The organism is Pseudomonas sp. Ps21-P2 (genome assembly GCF_039672565.1).
In the GTDB taxonomy this organism is placed as follows: Bacteria; Pseudomonadota; Gammaproteobacteria; order Pseudomonadales; family Pseudomonadaceae; genus Aquipseudomonas.
This window is the reverse complement of sequence record NZ_JBDFPL010000007.1, coordinates 267308-284203: the sequence shown is the minus strand read 5'-3', so window position 1 is coordinate 284203 and position 16896 is coordinate 267308. Positions and strand designations below refer to the sequence as shown.

Sequence of the window (16896 nt, the reverse complement as noted above, 5' to 3'; positions counted from 1 at the left end):
CGTTTAGTTGAAGCGTATGGGGGCTTTCGGCGGGCCCTGGCGCAGCGGCTCGCGGGGCCGCGTGCGCAGCGGGTCCAGCAATGCCGAGAGGCCGTTGTGATCGATTTCATGCATCAGGGCCAACAGGCTGCCCAACTCTCCAGCCGGAAAACCTTGTCGGGCGAACCAGTTCAGGTAATCACCTGGCAAGTCTGCCAGCAACCTTCCCTGATACTTACCGAACGGCATTTCGCGTGTGACTAACAACTTCAATTTCTCTGGATTCATCCAATAACCGTTTATCCGTTCGAGTGAACTTGAACGATACGTGCATTCTGCAATTGCTCAAACACACAGATCATGCATAAAGCGCGGCGCAACTGTCGCTTGATATTGTTAAGTCATTGAAAAATATAGACTTTATTTATCAGCTAAAGCTGGCATGCACAGTGCAATATCCCCTCTATCGAGTGTTTCGTTAACAAGACCTTTGATAAACCTGCCAGAAAGGAACCGCAAAATGTCGGATATCAACAAAGAAGCCATCTCTATTCTGAATGACTTGATCGAAACCAGCATTGACGGTGAGAAAGGTTTTCACACTGCTGCTGAAGACGCCAAGAACCCGGAAATCAAGGCTTACCTGCTTTCCCGTTCTTCTGGCTGCAAGACTTCCGTTGCCGAGCTGCAAGCTGAAGTGCGTGCACTGGGCGGCGATCCAGAAGACTCCTCCAGCATTGCTGGCGGCGCACACCGTCTTTGGGTCAACCTGAAAAGCGCTTTGAGTGGCAAGAACGACGAAGCAGTCCTGAATGAAGTCGAAAGCGGTGAAGATCACGCGCTGAAGGCTTACAAAAAGGCCGCACAGGAAGCGACTGAGAAGAACCTCCCAGTCAACGTCACTACCCTGATCCAGCGTCAGCTGCAGGGCGTGCAAGCGAACCACGACAAGGTCAAAGCCCTGCGTGATACCGTTCGTGCTGCCAACAAGTAATTTGTAGCCGCTCGAAAAAACGCCAGCCAGTCTGGCGTTTTTTTATGCCTGCAGTTCGGTGGAGGGCGCGACATAAGGTTCGAATTCCACGCAATTCCTGCCATTTTTCTTGGCGCGGTACAGGGCCCGGTCCGCGGCCTGAAACAGCAGCTCGGGCACGTCATGGTTTACCGGCAGATGCGTGGCGACACCGATGCTGACAGTGATGGGCGCTGTGTCGTCAGCGAACGGCGGCAGCGCTTCAATCGCCAGGCGCAGCTTGTCTGCAATGACACAGGCACCTGCCTTGTCGGTTTCCGGAAGCACCACCATGAATTCCTCACCGCCGTAACGCGCGGCCAGGTCACCGGGCCTGCGGATACTGGCGGCCAGTGTCTGGGCAACGCTGCGCAAGGCGACGTCGCCGCCATGATGCCCGTGCCGGTCATTGAACGCCTTGAAGTGGTCCACGTCGATCATCAGCAACGCCAAGGGCCTTCCCGAACGCATCCCGCGAGCCCACTCCTGCTTGAGCACTTGGTCCAGCCTGCGCCGATTGGCCAGACCGGTCAGCCCGTCCGTTGACGCCAGCGCGGCCAGCTCGCGTTCGGCGTTCTGGCGCAGGCGCAGCTGGCGGCCCAATAGCCACGACAGCCAGAGAATCCCGATGCACAGCAAACCGGTGGCGCCCGCCACCAGCAACGCGTTGCGTTTCCACAAGGCGTAGACATCGTCCCGCGATTGAGCGACCACGACGATCAACGGCAAATCTCCAACCCGTGAGAAGGTGTAAAGCCGCTGTGCGCCGTCGAGCTCGGACACCGCCGCAAAGCTGCCGTTTACCTCTCTGAGAATGCGTTTGAAGTTGGGCCGCATGCTGAAGTTCTGGCCGATGAAGGTCCGGTTGTTGTCATCGGGTTGCCGGGCCAGCATCACGCCATCCGCGCTGAGCAGGTTGACGGTGCTCGTGGGGCCGATGTCCAGGGTGCGAAACAGTTGATCGAAGTACGACAGGCGCATTGATGCACTGGCAATGCCGACGAACTGGCCGTTGTCGGAGGGGAGGCGGCGACTGAAACTGATGCACAGGTCCTTGAAGCCCCAGCGTGACAGGAAGGGCCCGTCGACCACCAGCGCCAGCGAACCGCTGTCCCGGTGTTTCTGAAAGCCCGGCCGGTCGGAAAAGTTGTCCAGCCGAGGCGTCAGCGAGGTGGAGTCGGCGACGATGCGCCCGGTTTCATCCAGCAGCACCACATCGCCCTTAAAGGGCGCCGCCGTGGCCCGGTCGAAGAGCACCAGTTGCCGTAACTCCGGCGAGATCGTCATCACGTCGGGTCGTCGCCATGCAGTGATCAGGCCCTGAAGTGAGGTGTCGTACAGCTCGGCGTTACGTTGCACATCTGCGTCGATCAACTGCACCACGTTGTTTGCGGAGCGCACGGCGGCTTCGTTGGCCGTGCCCAGCTCCCGAAACAGCAACGAAGTCACGATGGCTAAGATGGCTGCCACCGCCAGGGTGCTCCCCAGCATCAGCATCTTCTCGGACCTTGATCTGACCCCTCGCGCTAATGGAGGCATGGCTGTCAGTGGCATCGCTCATCTCTGACGGTAATGGACGCGTCGGGCAGCGGTAAGGCTTATTCGCCTTCGTCGAACTTGTTATTGATCAGTTCGACCAGTCCTGCCAGCGCGGCATCGGCTTCTTCACCTTCGGTGGCCAAGTGAATCAGGGTGCCCTTGCCGGCCGCGAGCATCATGACGGCCATGATGCTTTTGCCGTCGACCATGGTCTCCTGCGTGCGACCTACCCTGATCTGGCAAGGGTACTTGCCGGCGACGCCCACGAATTTGGCGGCGGCCCGGGCGTGCAGACCCAGCTTGTTGATGATGGTGATTTCTAGAGCGGGCATCGCGATGGAGGTCCTTTCAGCTTAGGTCGCGGTGGCGGACCTGAACATTCTTGAGCGATTGCTGCAGCACCTGACCCAGACGTTCGGTCAGGTAGACGGAGCGGTGGTGTCCGCCGGTGCAGCCAATGGCAATAGTAACGTAGGCGCGGTTGCTGGCGGCGAAGCGCGGCAACCACTTATTGAGGTACGAAAAGATGTCCTGGAACATTTCTTCCACGTCCGGTTGAGCCGCGAGGTAATCGGCAACCGGCTTGTCGAGGCCGGACTGCTCGCGCAGCTCGGGCTTCCAGTACGGGTTCGGCAGGCAGCGCACGTCGAACACCAGATCGGCGTCCACGGGCATGCCGCGCTTGAAGCCGAAGGATTCGATGAGGAAGGCAGTGCCCGGTTCGGGTTTGTTCAGCAGGCGCAGTTTGAGAATGTCGCGCAGCTGGTAGAGATTCAGGTGCGTGGTGTCGACCGTCAGATCAGCCAGGTCGATGATCGGACCGAGCAGGGTTTTTTCGTCCCGAATCGCTTCGGCCAGCGAGCGGGTTGCCGTGCTCAGCGGGTGACGACGGCGGGTCTCGGAAAAACGCTTGAGCAGGGTGGCTTCATCGGCGTCGAGAAACAGCACGTCGCACTGGATGTGCCGGGCCCGAACTTCGGCGAGCATGCGCGGGAATCGCGTCAGGTGACTGGGCAGATTGCGCGCGTCGATCGAGACCGCCAGCAGGGGCTCAGCCAGTTCGGTGTTGATCAGCGCGCGCTCCGCCAGCTCTGGAAGCAGGCCGGCGGGCAGATTGTCGACGCAGTAGAAACCGCTGTCTTCAAGGACATCGAGGGCCGTGCTCTTGCCGGAGCCGGAGCGGCCGCTGACGATGATCATCCGCATGATCAGTGACCGTTCTGGACGTCGAGCACGACGCTGTAGAGCTCTTCGTCGGTTTTGGCACCGCGCAGGCGCTTACGCACATCATCACGGTCGAGCATGCTGGCGATCTGGCGCAGCAATTCAAGGTGAGCATCGGTGGCCGCTTCCGGGACCAGCAGCACAAACAGCAGGTCAACCGGTGCGCCGTCGATGGCGTCGAAATCGATGGGTTTCTCGAGATGCAGTACGGCGCTGACAGGCGTTGAGCAGCCCTTCAGGCGGCAGTGAGGAATGGCGATGCCATTACCGAATCCGGTGGAGCCGAGCTTTTCACGGGCAATCAGGCTCTCAAACACGACCTGCTCATCCAGATCAGGCACTTGCTTCCCGATCATGCTGGCGATGTGTTGGAGTACGGCTTTTTTGCTGCCGCCTGGCACGTTCACGAGTGAACGGCCAGGGGTCAGGATATTTTCAAGTCGGATCATGGGTGGGGAGTGTCAGCGAGCAGTCGCGCCTTGCAGCAGACTTTGCTGTTTTTCCTTATGTTTTTTGAGTTGGCGGTCAAGCTTGTCGGCAAGCAGGTCAATGGCTGCGTACATGTCGTCGTGTTCGGCGTTGGCAACCACTTCAGCGCCAGGAACGTGCAAGGTGGCTTCGATTTTCTGCTTGAGCTTCTCGACCTCCATGGTGACCTGCACATTCGTGATCTTGTCAAAGTGGCGTTCCAATCGGGCGAGTTTCTCGCCGATGTAGGTACGCAGAGGTTCAGTCACTTCCAGCTGGTGTCCACTGATGTTGACTTGCATACAGCTTCTCCTTCGTTGCCAGTGCATTAAGAGGCAGGCGTAATGCCTGCCACTGGAACGCTTTGACGTGTGACCTTTACATCAGTCGCTTGCGTTCGCTGGACGGCGAGATCCCAAGGGATTCGCGGTACTTGGCGACTGTGCGACGGGCCACTTGAATGCCTTGTGCTTCCAGTAAACCAGCGATCTTGCTGTCACTCAACGGCTTTTTCTGATTTTCCGCAGCGACCAGTTTTTTGATGATCGCGCGAATCGCCGTGGACGAGCATTCGCCGCCTTCGGAGGTGCTGACGTGGCTGGAAAAGAAATATTTGAGTTCGTAGATCCCGCGCGGGGTGTGCATGAACTTCTGCGTGGTCACCCGGGAGATCGTCGATTCGTGCATGCCGACCGCTTCAGCGATGTCATGCAGAACGAGGGGCTTCATGGCTTCGTCACCGTACTCGAGGAAGCCTCGCTGGTGTTCGACGATTTGCGTGGCCACCTTCATCAGCGTCTCGTTGCGGCTCTGCAGGCTCTTGATGAACCAGCGAGCTTCCTGCAGCTGATTGCGCATGAATGTGTTGTCGGCACTGGTATCGGCGCGACGCACAAAACCGGCGTACTGCGGATTGACCCGCAGGCGCGGCACGGATTCCTGGTTCAGCTCCACCAGCCAGCGCTCGTTGTCCTTGCGCACGATGACGTCAGGCACGACGTATTCGGCTTCGCTGGACTCGATCTGCGAGCCGGGGCGCGGATTGAGGCTCTGGACCAGTTCGATGACCTGACGCAGGTCGTCTTCCTTGAGCTTCATGCGGCGCATCAGTTGCGCGTAGTCGCGGCTGCCGAGCAGATCGATGTAGTCACTGACCAGCTTCTGCGCTTCCGCCAGCCACTTGGTTTTGGCGGGCAGCTGGCGAAGCTGCAGCAGCAGGCATTCACTCAGGTTGCGAGCGCCGATGCCGGCAGGCTCGAACTGCTGAATGCGGTGCAGAACGGCTTCGATTTCGTCCAGCTCGATATCGAGCTCAGGGTCGAAGGCGTCGAGCATTTCTTCGAGTGTTTCGTCGAGGTAGCCCTGATTGTTGATGCAGTCGATCAGCGTCACGGCGATCAGGCGATCGGTGTCCGACATTGGCGCCAGGTTGAGTTGCCACAGCAGGTGGCTTTGCAGGCTCTCGCCAACGGAGGTGCGGGTGGTGAAATCCCACTCGTCATCGTCGTTGCTGGGCAGGCTGCTGGCACTGGTCTGATAGACGTCTTCCCACGCGGTGTCGACGGGCAGCTCGTTGGGAATGCGCTCGTTCCAGTCGCCGTCCTCCAGATTGTCGACGGTAGGCGCCGATTCCTGGTAGGTGGGTTCCTGAACATCAGCGTTGGGCTTTTGCTCTACGTTATCCGCCAAGGGGTCGGCGTTGTCGAAATCGTCGCCTTCCTCCTGCCGTTCCAGCATCGGGTTCGACTCCAGCGCTTCCTGAATCTCCTGTTGGAGATCCAGCGTCGACAACTGAAGCAATCGGATTGCCTGTTGCAGCTGAGGTGTCATCGTCAGCTGCTGGCCCATTCTCAAGACTAGCGAAGGTTTCATGGCAGGGCTTAACACCTTATTCGCCGGCGCACTGCGCGCCATTTACTAGCAGGGCGCCGAGGGCGCCAACTTAAGCAAATTATATGCCTGAAGCTGGAGGGTTTGCCTAGAGTGTGATGACAATTAAAAAACGAGGTTGGCGATGGCGCACATTGCGGGAACCGCACAACCTCATGTCATCAATGCGGTTACAGGCGGAACTCGTGACCCAGATACACTTCCTTGACCAACTGGTTGGCCAGGATGGATTCGGCGTCGCCTTCGGCAATCAGCTGTCCATCGTTGACGATGTAAGCGGTTTCGCAGATATCCAGCGTCTCACGCACGTTGTGGTCGGTGATCAGCACGCCGATCCCTTTGGCCTTGAGGTGGTGAATGATCTGCTTGATGTCGCCTACGGAAATAGGGTCAACACCGGCGAAGGGTTCGTCGAGGAGAATGAATTTCGGCGAAGTGGCGAGGGCGCGTGCGATTTCCACACGGCGACGTTCACCGCCCGACAGGCTCATGCCCAGGTTGTCGCGAATGTGGGTGATGTGGAATTCCTGCAGCAGGCTTTCCAGCTCCTTGCGGCGGGCAGCGCGATCGAGCTCCTTGCGGGTCTCCAGGATCGCCATGATGTTGTCCGAGACGGAGAGCTTGCGGAAGATCGACGCTTCTTGTGGCAGGTAGCCAATACCGGCGCGTGCACGGCCGTGCATCGGCTGATGGCTGACGTCCTGGTCGTCGATCAGGACGCGACCCTGATCCGCTTGAACCAGGCCGACGATCATGTAGAAACAGGTGGTCTTGCCGGCGCCGTTGGGGCCAAGCAGGCCGACGATCTGGCCGCTCTCGATGGACAGGCTGACGTCACGTACGACCTGGCGGCTTTTATAGGCCTTGGCCAGGTGCTGGGCTTTCAGCGTCGCCATTACTGGGCCTTCTGCTGGTCGGTTTTCTTTTTCGGCTGGATGACCATGTCGATACGAGGGCGTGGTGCGGTGACCTTGGTGCCATTGGCACGACCGGCGTTCACGACCTGCTTGACGGTGTCATAGACGATTTTCTCGCCTTCGGACGTGTTGCCGTCGTTGACCACTTTGGCCTTGTCGATCAGCACGATGCGGTTCTGGGCCGCGAAGTACTGGATAGTGACGCCCCAGGCCTGAACGATCGGCTTGTCCACCGATGGCTTCTGCTCGTAGTAGGCCAGGTTGCCCACGGACGTGAACACGTCCACGTCGCCCTGCGGTGTACGGGTGATGGTCACGGTGTTGCCGGTGATCTTCATCGTGCCCTGGGTGATGATGACATTGCCTTTGTAGGTGGCGATGCCTTGCTTGTCGTCCAGCTGCGCGTCATCCGACTGGATGTGGATGGGTTGATCGCGATCCGTCGGCAGAGACCAGGCGCTCGCGCTTCCCAGTGCTGCGCCCAGGCCGAGCAAAAAAGGAAGGGTTTTAACGAGCCTCATACTGTCCTCTTACGTTGGATAGCAGGTTCATCCTGCTTTCTTTCAGATACGCTTTCATACCCGTGCCGGTCGTTACACCGCCAAGGCCGTCGATTCTAACGGGTTGGGCAGTCTCCGCATATTGCTTCTGCGGGAATACAGTCATGCGGCTGCTGGTGATGATGGTGGTGCGGTCTTTTTCGTCGGTGCGGTTGATGCGCACCGAGTCGATCAGCTCGACGTGATCGCCCCCCGGCGACACTTCGGCGCGAACGCTCTGTACGTGCCACGGGAAGGTAGAACCTCGATACATCTGCAGCACCGGCGTGGTCATCAGGGTGACGTCGGTGGCTTTCAAGTGCTCGACCTTGTCCGCGGTCATGTCGTACTGCATCGTCCCGTCGGGCAGGTACTGAATACTGTGGGCGTTGGTCGCGTAGTAATCGACGGCGCTCTCATCCACGGCAGCCTTGGGTTGATCGAGGAAACTTTCCGGACTGATGTTCCAGTAGCCGACCGCTGCCAGCAGCAGTGCCAGCACACCGAACAGCAGAAACGTTCGAAACTTTTTGCTCAGCATAAATGCACTTCTATAGGTAGGCGGCGTGAGCCGCTTCGAGGTTGCCCTGAGCCTTCAGGATCAACTCGCAGAATTCGCGGGCAGCGCCTTCGCCGCCACGTGCCTGGGTAATGCCGTCGGCATGCTCGCGGACAAAGCTGGCGGCATTGGCAACAGCCATGCCCAGGCCCACCCGGCGAATGACCGGCAGATCAGGCAAATCGTCGCCCAGATACGCGACGTGCTCGTAGCTTAGATTCAGTTGCTGCAAAAGCTCGTCGAGGACCACGAGTTTGTCTTCGCGGCCCTGATAAAGGTGCGCGATGCCGAGGTTTTTCGCGCGCCGCTCAACCACGGGGGTCTTGCGTCCGCTGATGATGGCAGTCGTCACACCCGAGTTGATGAGCATTTTGATGCCCTGGCCGTCGAGGGTGTTGAAGGTCTTGAATTCACTGCCGTCTTCGAGGAAGTACAGGCGTCCGTCGGTGAGTACGCCATCGACGTCGAAGATCGCCAGTTTGATGTTCTTGCCGCGTTGCATCAGGTCATTCATATCGGCGCTCATTTACATGACTCCTGCGCGGAGCAGGTCTTGAAGATTGAACGCGCCAACCGGGCGATCGTTCTCGTCGACCACGATGAGTGCGCCGATCTTGTTGTCTTCCATGATTTTCAAGGCTTCGGCCGCGAGCATTTCCGGGCGCACGGTCTTGCCGTGGACGGTCATGACTTCATCGATGGTCGCCTGGCGTATGTCGATCGGGCGATCCAGGGTGCGACGCAGGTCGCCGTCCGTGAAGATACCGGCAAGGCGGCCGTCGCTCTCGAGGATGGCGGTCATGCCAAGCCCCTTGCGGGTCATTTCCATCAGCGAATCGCGAAGCGGCGTGCCGCGCGCAACCTGCGGCAGGTTGGCGCCAGTGTGCATGACATGCTCGACCTTCAGCAGCAGCCGACGACCCAGTGCACCGCCTGGATGGGAAAACGCGAAGTCTTCGGCGGTGAAGCCTCTGGCGTCCAGCAGCGCAACGGCCAGGGCGTCGCCCATGACCAGCGCCGCCGTGGTGGAGGAGGTGGGCGCCAGATTCAACGGGCAGGCTTCTTTTTCGACCCGCGCATTGAGGTTGACGTCAGCGGCCTTGGCCAGTGTTGATTCCGGGTTGCCCGTGAGGCTGATCATCTTGATGCCCAGCCGCTTGATCAGCGGCAGCAACGTGACGATTTCGGCCGTCGTGCCCGAATTGGACAGGGCCAGAATAATGTCGGCGCTGGTGATCATACCCATGTCGCCGTGGCTGGCCTCGGCGGGGTGCACGAAAAAGGACGGGGTGCCGGTGCTGGCCAGCGTAGCGGCGATCTTCTTGCCGATATGCCCCGACTTGCCCATGCCTACCACGACCACGCGGCCCTGACTGCCCAGAATCATGTCGCACGCGTTGACGAAATCGGCATCTATATGCGCAAGCAAACCTTCCACGGCTTCTATTTCAAGGCGGATGGTGCTCTGTGCCGATTCAATCAGGTTGCGCGCATTGGACATATCGGAAGGGGTCGCATGGTGAAAGGCCGGGGATTATAGCGGCAATGTTCAAAAGCCTCACGCTTCATCGTTGCTGTTTGTTTAATGAACGGAGACGTCCTTCAGCAACAGCGTGATAAAGGCTGGCGGTGGGTACGAAAATTCCACACCGTCCTTAATACCCTTCTTTGTTTGCGACTCGACACGTTGGAGCTTGGGCGGCGTGCGACAGCGGTGGTATAGTCCGCCGCTTGTTCGGCCCCTCCAAAAGTGTGTCGTTCGTCAAGAACGCGGCATCTGAGAGACAGGTTGCATCGCAAGGAGTTTAGATGAGTGCCGATAACGCCTACGCGGTCGAGCTGAAGGGCGTTTCCTTCAAGCGCGGTGCGCGCAGCATCTTCAATAATGTGGACATCCGCATCCCCCGGGGCAAAGTCACCGGCATCATGGGGCCGTCGGGCAGTGGCAAAACCACTCTGCTGCGATTGATGGGAGCACAACTGCGTCCGAGCGCAGGTGAAGTCTGGGTCAATGGCCAGAATTTGCCGAAACTCTCGCGCAGCGATCTTTTCGATGCGCGCAAGCAGATGGGCGTGCTCTTTCAGAGCGGCGCGTTGTTCACCGATCTCGACGTTTTCGAAAACGTGGCGTTCCCGCTGCGGGTTCACACCAAGCTGCCTGAAGACATGATTCGCGACATCGTCCTGCTGAAACTGCAGGCGGTCGGACTTCGTGGCGCAGTCGATCTGATGCCCGACGAACTCTCAGGTGGCATGAAGCGCCGTGTTGCACTGGCGCGCGCCATCGCGCTGGATCCCCAGATCCTCATGTACGACGAACCCTTCGTGGGGCAGGACCCTATCGCCATGGGCGTGCTGGTTCGGCTCATCCGGCTGCTCAATGATGCGCTGGGTATCACCAGTATCGTGGTGTCCCACGACCTCGCCGAGACCGCCAGCATCGCCGACTATTTATATGTCGTCGGTGACGGTCAGGTGCTGGGGCAGGGCACGCCGCAGGAACTGATGGAGTCGGATAACCCTCGTATACGTCAGTTCATGACGGGCGATCCCGACGGGCCGGTGCCTTTCCATTATCCGGCGCCGGATTATCGCGACGATCTTTTGGGGAAGCGCTGATGCGCAGAAAGTCTTTAATGGATCGCGTACGCCTGATGGGGCGTTCGACGATCGATATGGTTGCAGTGCTGGGTCGTTCAGGGATTTTTCTGGTTCATGCGTTGCTTGGGCGCGGCGGAATCGGCGGCGGTTTTCAGCTGCTGGTTCGTCAGTTGCACTCGGTGGGCGTCATGTCCCTGGCCATCATCGTCGTGTCCGGGGTTTTCATCGGCATGGTGCTGGCGCTGCAAGGTTTCAGCATTCTCGCCAAGTACGGCTCCGAGCAGGCTGTGGGGCAGATGGTTGCCCTGACGTTGCTGCGTGAACTCGGTCCGGTGGTCACTGCTCTATTGTTCGCCGGTCGTGCAGGCTCTGCGCTTACCGCTGAAATCGGCAACATGAAATCCACCGAGCAGCTGTCCAGTCTCGAAATGATTGGTGTTGACCCGCTCAAGTACATCGTTGCACCGCGTCTGTGGGCAGGCTTCATCTCGCTGCCAGTGCTGGCGCTGATTTTCAGCGTGGTCGGCATCTGGGGTGGTTCATGGGTGGCGGTCGACTGGCTGGGCGTCTATGAAGGCTCTTTCTGGGCCAACATGCAGAACAGCGTTTCGTTTTCCGATGATGTACTCAACGGTGTCATCAAGAGCGTCGTGTTCGCTTTTGTCGTCACCTGGATTGCCGTGTTCCAGGGCTATGACTGCGAGCCCACGTCCGAAGGGATCAGTCGCGCCACGACCAAGACCGTGGTCTACGCCTCATTGGCCGTACTGGGCCTGGACTTTATTATGACCGCCTTGATGTTTGGAGACTTCTGATGCAAAACCGCACCCTCGAAACCGGTGTAGGCCTGTTTCTGCTGGCCGGGATCCTGGCTTTGCTCCTGCTCGCCCTGCGCGTCAGCGGTCTGAGCGCTAGCGCCAACACCGACACTTATAAACTTTACGCAAATTTCGACAATATCGCCGGTTTGACTGTCAGAGCGAAAGTGACCATGGCCGGTGTGAACATTGGCAAGGTCACTGCAATCGATCTGGATCACGATACCTTCACGGGGCGTGTGACGATGGAAGTGAACAAGCGGGTCAACAACCTGCCTTCGGATTCCACCGCTTCCATCCTGACCGCAGGCCTGCTGGGTGAAAAATACATCGGCATCAGTGTCGGTGGCGATGACCAACTGTTGAAAGACGGCGGCGTCATCCATGACACCCAGTCCTCGTTGGTACTCGAAGACCTGATCGGTAAATTCCTGCTCAATTCAGTGGGCAAAGACGCCAAATGAGGAGTTTTTTCATGATCTCGATTCTGCGCCGTGGCCTTCTGGTGCTACTGGCCGCCCTGCCTTTGTTTGCTAACGCAGCCGCGTCCGATTCCGCTCACGATCTGGTTGATCGCACCACCAAGCAGTTGCTGGCTGACCTGTCCGCCAACAAGGAAACCTACAAGTCCAATCCGCAAGCCTTCTACGATGCACTTAACGGCATCGTTGGCCCGGTTATCGACGCTGACGGCATCTCCAAAAGCATCATGACCGTGAAGTATTCGCGCAACGCCACCCCGGCGCAGATGCAGCGCTTCCAGGAAAACTTCAAGCGCAGCCTGATCCAGTTCTATGGCAACGCGCTGCTCGAGTACAACAACCAGGGCATCACCGTTTCCCCGGCCAAGCAGGAAGCGGCTGATCGCACTTCTGTCGACATGTCGGTCAAGGGCAACAATGGCGCGGTCTACCCTGTTTCCTACACCCTCGTCAAAATCGGCGGTGAGTGGAAAGTGCGTAACGTGATCATCAACGGCATCAACATCGGCAAGCTGTTCCGCGATCAGTTCGCTGACGCCATGCAGCGCAACGGTAACAACCTGGACAAAACCATCGACGGCTGGGCTGGCGAAGTCGCCAAAGCCAAGCAGACCTCGGAAAGCTCCAGCGACAAGGTCGTCAAATGAGTCAAGCGTCCGTAACTGCCGCTGGCGGCGGAGAGCTGATGCTCTCCGGCGTGATCGACTATCGGACCGGCCCGGCCTTGCGTGAGCAGGGCGCGGCGCTGATCAAGTCAAATACCGCTGCAGCCCTGACGCTCGATTGCTCCGGCGTCGAGAAGTCCAGCAGTGTCGGCCTGGCTCTGCTCCTTGCGTTCATGCGTGATGCGCAGGCCGCAGGCAAGTCGGTCACCGTCCGCGCGTTGCCTGAGGATATGCAGGAAATCGCCCAGGTCTCCGGCCTGACCGAGCTGTTGCAGCATCATTAATTGCTTTCATCGATCAAGCCCCTTGTCCGGCCCCTGCAAAGTAGGGTTCGCAACGAGAGGGCTTTTTTGTATGATGGCCGACCCGCGCGCGTAGGGCGCCGATTGAGGTTAAGCATGCAGGCCGTAGAAGTTAAAAGCTTCCTGGAAGCTAAGTTGCCAGATATCCAGGTCGAAGTTGAAGGCGAAGGCTGTAATTTCCAGCTGAACGTGATCAGCGACGAACTGGCCGCACTGAGCCCGGTCAAGCGCCAGCAGCAGATTTACACGCATTTGAACCCATGGATCGCCGATGGCAGCATCCACGCGGTCACCATGAAATTTTTCAGCCGCGCTGCGTGGGCCGAGCGCACCTGAGCCAACACGGCGTCGAGATTCCAATGGACAAACTGATTATTACTGGCGGCATTCGTCTTGATGGCGAAATCCGCATCTCCGGGGCGAAAAACTCTGCCCTGCCGATTCTCGCAGCCACGCTGCTGGCTGATGGTCCTGTGACCGTCGCCAACCTGCCGCACCTGCACGACATTACCACCATGATCGAGCTGTTCGGTCGCATGGGCATCGAGCCGATCATCGACGAGAAGCTCAGCGTCGAAATCGACCCGCGCACCATCAAGACCCTGGTCGCTCCGTACGAGCTGGTGAAAACCATGCGTGCGTCGATCCTTGTTCTGGGTCCAATGGTTGCCCGCTTCGGTGAAGCCGAAGTGGCACTGCCTGGCGGTTGCGCCATTGGTTCGCGTCCGGTCGATCTGCACATCCGTGGTCTTGAAGCCATGGGCGCGGTCATCGACGTCGAAGGCGGTTACATCAAGGCCAAGGCGCCGGAAGGCGGGCTGCGTGGCGCCAACTTCTTCTTCGATACCGTCAGCGTGACGGGCACCGAGAACATCATGATGGCCGCTGCCCTGGCAAACGGCCGCAGTGTCCTGCAAAACGCCGCGCGTGAGCCTGAAGTCGTCGACCTGGCGAACTTCATCAACGCCATGGGCGGTAAAGTCTCTGGCGCCGGTACCGACACCATCACCATCGATGGCGTCAAACGCCTGGGTTCGGCGACCTATCGCGTCATGCCCGACCGTATCGAAACCGGCACCTACCTGGTGGCGGCGGCGGCAACCGGCGGCCGTGTGAAACTCAAGGACACCGATCCGACGATTCTCGAAGCGGTACTCGAGAAGCTGCGTGAATCCGGCGCCGAGATCACCACCGGCAAGGACTGGATCGAGCTGAATATGCACGGCAAGCGTCCGAAAGCGGTCAACGTGCGCACTGCACCGTATCCAGCTTTCCCGACCGACATGCAGGCGCAGTTCATCTCGCTCAACGCCATCGCCGAAGGCACGGGTGCGGTCATCGAGACCATCTTCGAAAACCGCTTCATGCATGTGTATGAAATGCACCGCATGGGCGCGCAGATCCAGGTCGAAGGCAACACCGCGATCGTCACCGGCTGCACCAAGCTCAAGGGCGCGCCAGTGATGGCGACCGACCTGCGTGCTTCGGCGAGCCTGGTCATTTCGGCGCTGGTTGCCGAAGGCGACACGCTGATCGACCGCATTTACCACATCGACCGTGGTTATGAGTGCATCGAAGAAAAACTGCAGATGCTGGGCGCGAAGATCCGTCGCGTTCCGGGCTAGTCAGCAGCTGCGCGTTCGCCCGTGTCGATGTGATCGACGCGGGCGACGTGTCTGGCCATAGCGCCAGGATTTTCTGATTCGTTCCACTCTGGCTTCTTGAGCCGGAGGTAGTCGGGCGCCAGTTGCGACCCGGCACGCGCTGCTGATAAGGACTGACGTTTCCCATGTTGACCATCGCATTGTCCAAGGGCCGCATCCTCGACGACACCTTGCCGCTGCTCGCTGCGGCGGGCATTGTGCCGACCGAGAATCCGGACAAGAGCCGCAAGCTGATCATCCCGACGACCCAGGCCGACGTGCGCCTGCTGATCGTGCGTGCCACTGACGTGCCGACCTACGTTGAGCACGGTGCTGCAGATCTCGGCGTCGCGGGCAAGGACGTGCTGATGGAATACGGCGGCCAAGGGCTGTATGAGCCGCTCGACCTGCAAATCGCCCAGTGCAAGCTGATGACTGCAGGTGCAGTCGGCGCCGTCGAACCCAAGGGTCGGCTGCGTGTGGCGACCAAGTTCGTCAATGTTGCCAAGCGCTACTACGCCGAACAGGGCCGTCAGGTCGACATCATCAAGCTGTACGGTTCCATGGAACTCGCGCCGCTGGTAGGCCTGGCCGACAAGATCATCGACGTCGTCGACACCGGCAACACGCTGCGTGCCAACGGCCTCGAACCTCAGGACATGATTGCCCACATCAGCTCACGGCTGGTGGTAAACAAAGCATCCATGAAAATGCAACACGCCCGCATTCAGTCGCTGATCGACACCCTGCGCGCTGCCGTGGAGTCGCGACACCGCGGTTGACTGCATCGCGTGACCCTCATCAGGATCACGCCCAGCTATCCGTGTCATAGCCAAATTTCTCAGGTGCCCGCGCGGATGGCTTGCTAGCTTAGGCATCTGCCTATACGCGGCATCTGAGAAATCGCCATTCATTGAGGCCCACGCTATGACCACTCCCAACGCTATTCGCCGACTCAACGCTGCCGATCCGGACTTCGCCCGTCATCTGGATCATCTGCTGAGCTGGGAAAGTGTGTCTGACGACTCGGTCAATGAGCGTGTGCTCGACATCATCAAGAACGTGCGCGAGCGCGGCGATGCGGCGCTGGTGGAATACACCCGTCGCTTCGACGGCCTGGACGTTGCGTCGATGGCCGACCTGATTCTGCCGCGCGAGCGTCTTGAGCTGGCACTGACCCGCATCACGCCGGCCCAGCGTCAGGCCCTCGAAAAAGCGGCTGACCGTGTGCGCAGTTACCACGAGCGGCAGAAGCAGGATTCCTGGAGCTACACCGAGGCCGACGGCACCGTGCTGGGCCAGAAGGTCACTCCGCTGGATCGCGCCGGGCTGTACGTGCCGGGCGGTAAAGCGTCTTACCCGTCTTCGGTGTTGATGAACGCCATTCCGGCCAAGGTCGCCGGCGTAGGCGAGGTGGTCATGGTCGTGCCGACACCTCGCGGTGAGCTCAATGAGCTGGTACTGGCGGCGGCTTGCATCGCGGGCGTCGATCGCGTGTTTACCATCGGCGGCGCCCAGGCGGTTGCGGCGCTGGCGTATGGCACCGAAAGCGTCCCGCAGGTGGACAAGGTCGTCGGGCCGGGCAACATTTACGTGGCCACCGCCAAGCGTCACGTGTTCGGCCAAGTGGGCATCGACATGATCGCCGGCCCGTCGGAGATTCTGGTGGTGTGCGACGGCCAGACCGACCCCGACTGGATCGCCATGGACCTGTTCTCCCAGGCCGAGCACGATGAAGACGCCCAGGCGATTCTGGTCAGTCCGGATGCCGAGTTCCTTGATCGCGTCGCCGCCAGCATCGCCAAACTGATGCCGACGATGGAGCGCGCGGAAATCATCCAGACCTCGATCAATGGCCGCGGCGCCTTGATCAAGGTGGCCGACATGACCCAGGCCATTGAAGTCGCCAACCGGATTGCGCCGGAGCACCTGGAGTTGTCGGTGGCTGATCCTGAGGCCTGGCTGCCGCAGATTCGCCACGCCGGCGCGATCTTCATGGGCCGCCACACGTCCGAAGCGCTGGGCGACTACTGCGCCGGTCCCAACCACGTGCTGCCGACGTCGGGCACCGCACGGTTCTCGTCGCCGTTGGGCGTGTACGATTTCCAGAAACGCTCATCAATTATTTTCTGCTCGGAGCAGGGTGCGTCCGAACTGGGCAAAACGGCCTCGGTACTGGCACGCGGCGAGTCATTGACTGCCCACGCCCGCAGCGCCGAATACCGCATCGTCGACACCGAACAAGAGGGCAACTGAGC

General features: G+C 59.5%; 22 protein-coding genes. 10 read left to right on the top strand and 12 right to left on the bottom strand.

Annotated features, from left to right (window positions below):
- Positions 1-3 precede the first annotated feature (3 nt).
- Positions 4-267, bottom strand: coding sequence for a DUF3820 family protein (locus ABEH28_RS19195; protein WP_192171792.1), 264 nt, complete (start codon positions 265-267; stop codon positions 4-6).
- Positions 268-499: 232 nt separating this feature from the next.
- Here ABEH28_RS19195 and ABEH28_RS19190 point away from each other — a divergent pair, with 232 nt between their 5' ends.
- Positions 500-973 carry a PA2169 family four-helix-bundle protein gene (locus tag ABEH28_RS19190; protein WP_192132711.1) on the top strand — a complete coding sequence of 158 codons (474 nt, stop codon included), beginning with the start codon at positions 500-502 and terminating at the stop codon, positions 971-973.
- A 42-nt stretch (positions 974-1015) separates the two neighbouring features.
- Here the strand turns inward: ABEH28_RS19190 and ABEH28_RS19185 are convergent, their stop codons facing one another.
- The 11 genes from ABEH28_RS19185 to ABEH28_RS19135 form a co-directional block, all read right to left on the bottom strand.
- Positions 1016-2488, bottom strand: a complete 1473-nt coding sequence (locus ABEH28_RS19185) for a sensor domain-containing diguanylate cyclase (RefSeq protein WP_346630832.1) — start codon at positions 2486-2488, stop codon at positions 1016-1018.
- 101 nt (positions 2489-2589) lie between these two features.
- Positions 2590-2862 (bottom strand): HPr family phosphocarrier protein, encoded by a 273-nt coding sequence (locus ABEH28_RS19180; protein ID WP_192171790.1) that lies wholly within the window; start codon positions 2860-2862, stop codon positions 2590-2592.
- Between the two features lie 16 nt (positions 2863-2878).
- The gene (rapZ, locus tag ABEH28_RS19175) at positions 2879-3736 is read right to left on the bottom strand and encodes an RNase adapter RapZ (protein ID WP_192171789.1); all 858 of its coding nucleotides are present in this window, start codon (positions 3734-3736) and stop codon (positions 2879-2881) included.
- A 2-nt stretch (positions 3737-3738) separates the two neighbouring features.
- The gene (gene ptsN, locus ABEH28_RS19170) at positions 3739-4203 is read right to left on the bottom strand and encodes a PTS IIA-like nitrogen regulatory protein PtsN (protein ID WP_346630831.1); all 465 of its coding nucleotides are present in this window, start codon (positions 4201-4203) and stop codon (positions 3739-3741) included.
- Positions 4204-4215: 12 nt separating this feature from the next.
- Positions 4216-4524: a ribosome-associated translation inhibitor RaiA gene (gene raiA / locus ABEH28_RS19165; RefSeq protein WP_037014798.1), complete on the bottom strand. Its 309-nt coding sequence runs from the start codon at positions 4522-4524 to the stop codon at positions 4216-4218.
- A gap of 76 nt (positions 4525-4600) precedes the next feature.
- Entirely contained in the window at positions 4601-6094 is a 1494-nt protein-coding gene (locus ABEH28_RS19160) for an RNA polymerase factor sigma-54 (RefSeq protein WP_192171787.1), read from the bottom strand.
- 188 nt (positions 6095-6282) lie between these two features.
- On the bottom strand, positions 6283-7008 hold the full coding sequence (gene lptB / locus ABEH28_RS19155) for an LPS export ABC transporter ATP-binding protein (RefSeq protein ID WP_074884367.1): 726 nt from the start codon (positions 7006-7008) through the stop codon (positions 6283-6285).
- The gene (lptA, locus tag ABEH28_RS19150; protein WP_037014791.1) at positions 7008-7550 is read right to left on the bottom strand and encodes a lipopolysaccharide transport periplasmic protein LptA; all 543 of its coding nucleotides are present in this window, start codon (positions 7548-7550) and stop codon (positions 7008-7010) included. The genes lptB and lptA overlap by 1 nt, the downstream gene beginning before the upstream one ends.
- On the bottom strand, positions 7537-8109 hold the full coding sequence (gene lptC, locus ABEH28_RS19145; protein ID WP_192171786.1) for an LPS export ABC transporter periplasmic protein LptC: 573 nt from the start codon (positions 8107-8109) through the stop codon (positions 7537-7539). The genes lptA and lptC overlap by 14 nt, the downstream gene beginning before the upstream one ends.
- A 10-nt stretch (positions 8110-8119) precedes the next feature.
- Positions 8120-8653, bottom strand: coding sequence for a 3-deoxy-manno-octulosonate-8-phosphatase KdsC (gene kdsC, locus ABEH28_RS19140; RefSeq protein ID WP_346630830.1), 534 nt, complete (start codon positions 8651-8653; stop codon positions 8120-8122).
- The gene (locus ABEH28_RS19135) at positions 8654-9628 is read right to left on the bottom strand and encodes a KpsF/GutQ family sugar-phosphate isomerase (protein ID WP_282369013.1); all 975 of its coding nucleotides are present in this window, start codon (positions 9626-9628) and stop codon (positions 8654-8656) included.
- A gap of 308 nt (positions 9629-9936) precedes the next feature.
- Here ABEH28_RS19135 and ABEH28_RS19130 point away from each other — a divergent pair, with 308 nt between their 5' ends.
- From ABEH28_RS19130 to hisD, 9 genes are all read left to right on the top strand, one after another.
- A complete protein-coding gene (locus ABEH28_RS19130) occupies positions 9937-10746 on the top strand; it encodes an ATP-binding cassette domain-containing protein (protein ID WP_122535907.1) in 810 nt (269 codons plus the stop codon).
- Positions 10746-11543, top strand: coding sequence for a lipid asymmetry maintenance ABC transporter permease subunit MlaE (mlaE, locus tag ABEH28_RS19125; protein ID WP_192171784.1), 798 nt, complete (start codon positions 10746-10748; stop codon positions 11541-11543). The genes ABEH28_RS19130 and mlaE overlap by 1 nt, the downstream gene beginning before the upstream one ends.
- Entirely contained in the window at positions 11543-12010 is a 468-nt protein-coding gene (gene mlaD / locus ABEH28_RS19120) for an outer membrane lipid asymmetry maintenance protein MlaD (RefSeq protein ID WP_192171783.1), read from the top strand. Before mlaE ends, mlaD begins: the two co-directional genes overlap by 1 nt.
- A gap of 11 nt (positions 12011-12021) precedes the next feature.
- Positions 12022-12675: an ABC transporter substrate-binding protein gene (locus tag ABEH28_RS19115; protein ID WP_282369007.1), complete on the top strand. Its 654-nt coding sequence runs from the start codon at positions 12022-12024 to the stop codon at positions 12673-12675.
- Positions 12672-12977, top strand: coding sequence for an STAS domain-containing protein (locus ABEH28_RS19110; protein ID WP_282369005.1), 306 nt, complete (start codon positions 12672-12674; stop codon positions 12975-12977). Before ABEH28_RS19115 ends, ABEH28_RS19110 begins: the two co-directional genes overlap by 4 nt.
- A 114-nt stretch (positions 12978-13091) precedes the next feature.
- Positions 13092-13331: a BolA family protein gene (locus ABEH28_RS19105; RefSeq protein ID WP_065992095.1), complete on the top strand. Its 240-nt coding sequence runs from the start codon at positions 13092-13094 to the stop codon at positions 13329-13331.
- A gap of 23 nt (positions 13332-13354) precedes the next feature.
- Positions 13355-14620: a UDP-N-acetylglucosamine 1-carboxyvinyltransferase gene (gene murA / locus ABEH28_RS19100; RefSeq protein ID WP_122536135.1), complete on the top strand. Its 1266-nt coding sequence runs from the start codon at positions 13355-13357 to the stop codon at positions 14618-14620.
- Between the two features lie 164 nt (positions 14621-14784).
- Entirely contained in the window at positions 14785-15420 is a 636-nt protein-coding gene (hisG, locus tag ABEH28_RS19095; RefSeq protein ID WP_192171780.1) for an ATP phosphoribosyltransferase, read from the top strand.
- Between the two features lie 145 nt (positions 15421-15565).
- Positions 15566-16894 (top strand): histidinol dehydrogenase, encoded by a 1329-nt coding sequence (gene hisD / locus ABEH28_RS19090; RefSeq protein ID WP_192171779.1) that lies wholly within the window; start codon positions 15566-15568, stop codon positions 16892-16894.
- Positions 16895-16896: the final 2 nt, after the last annotated feature.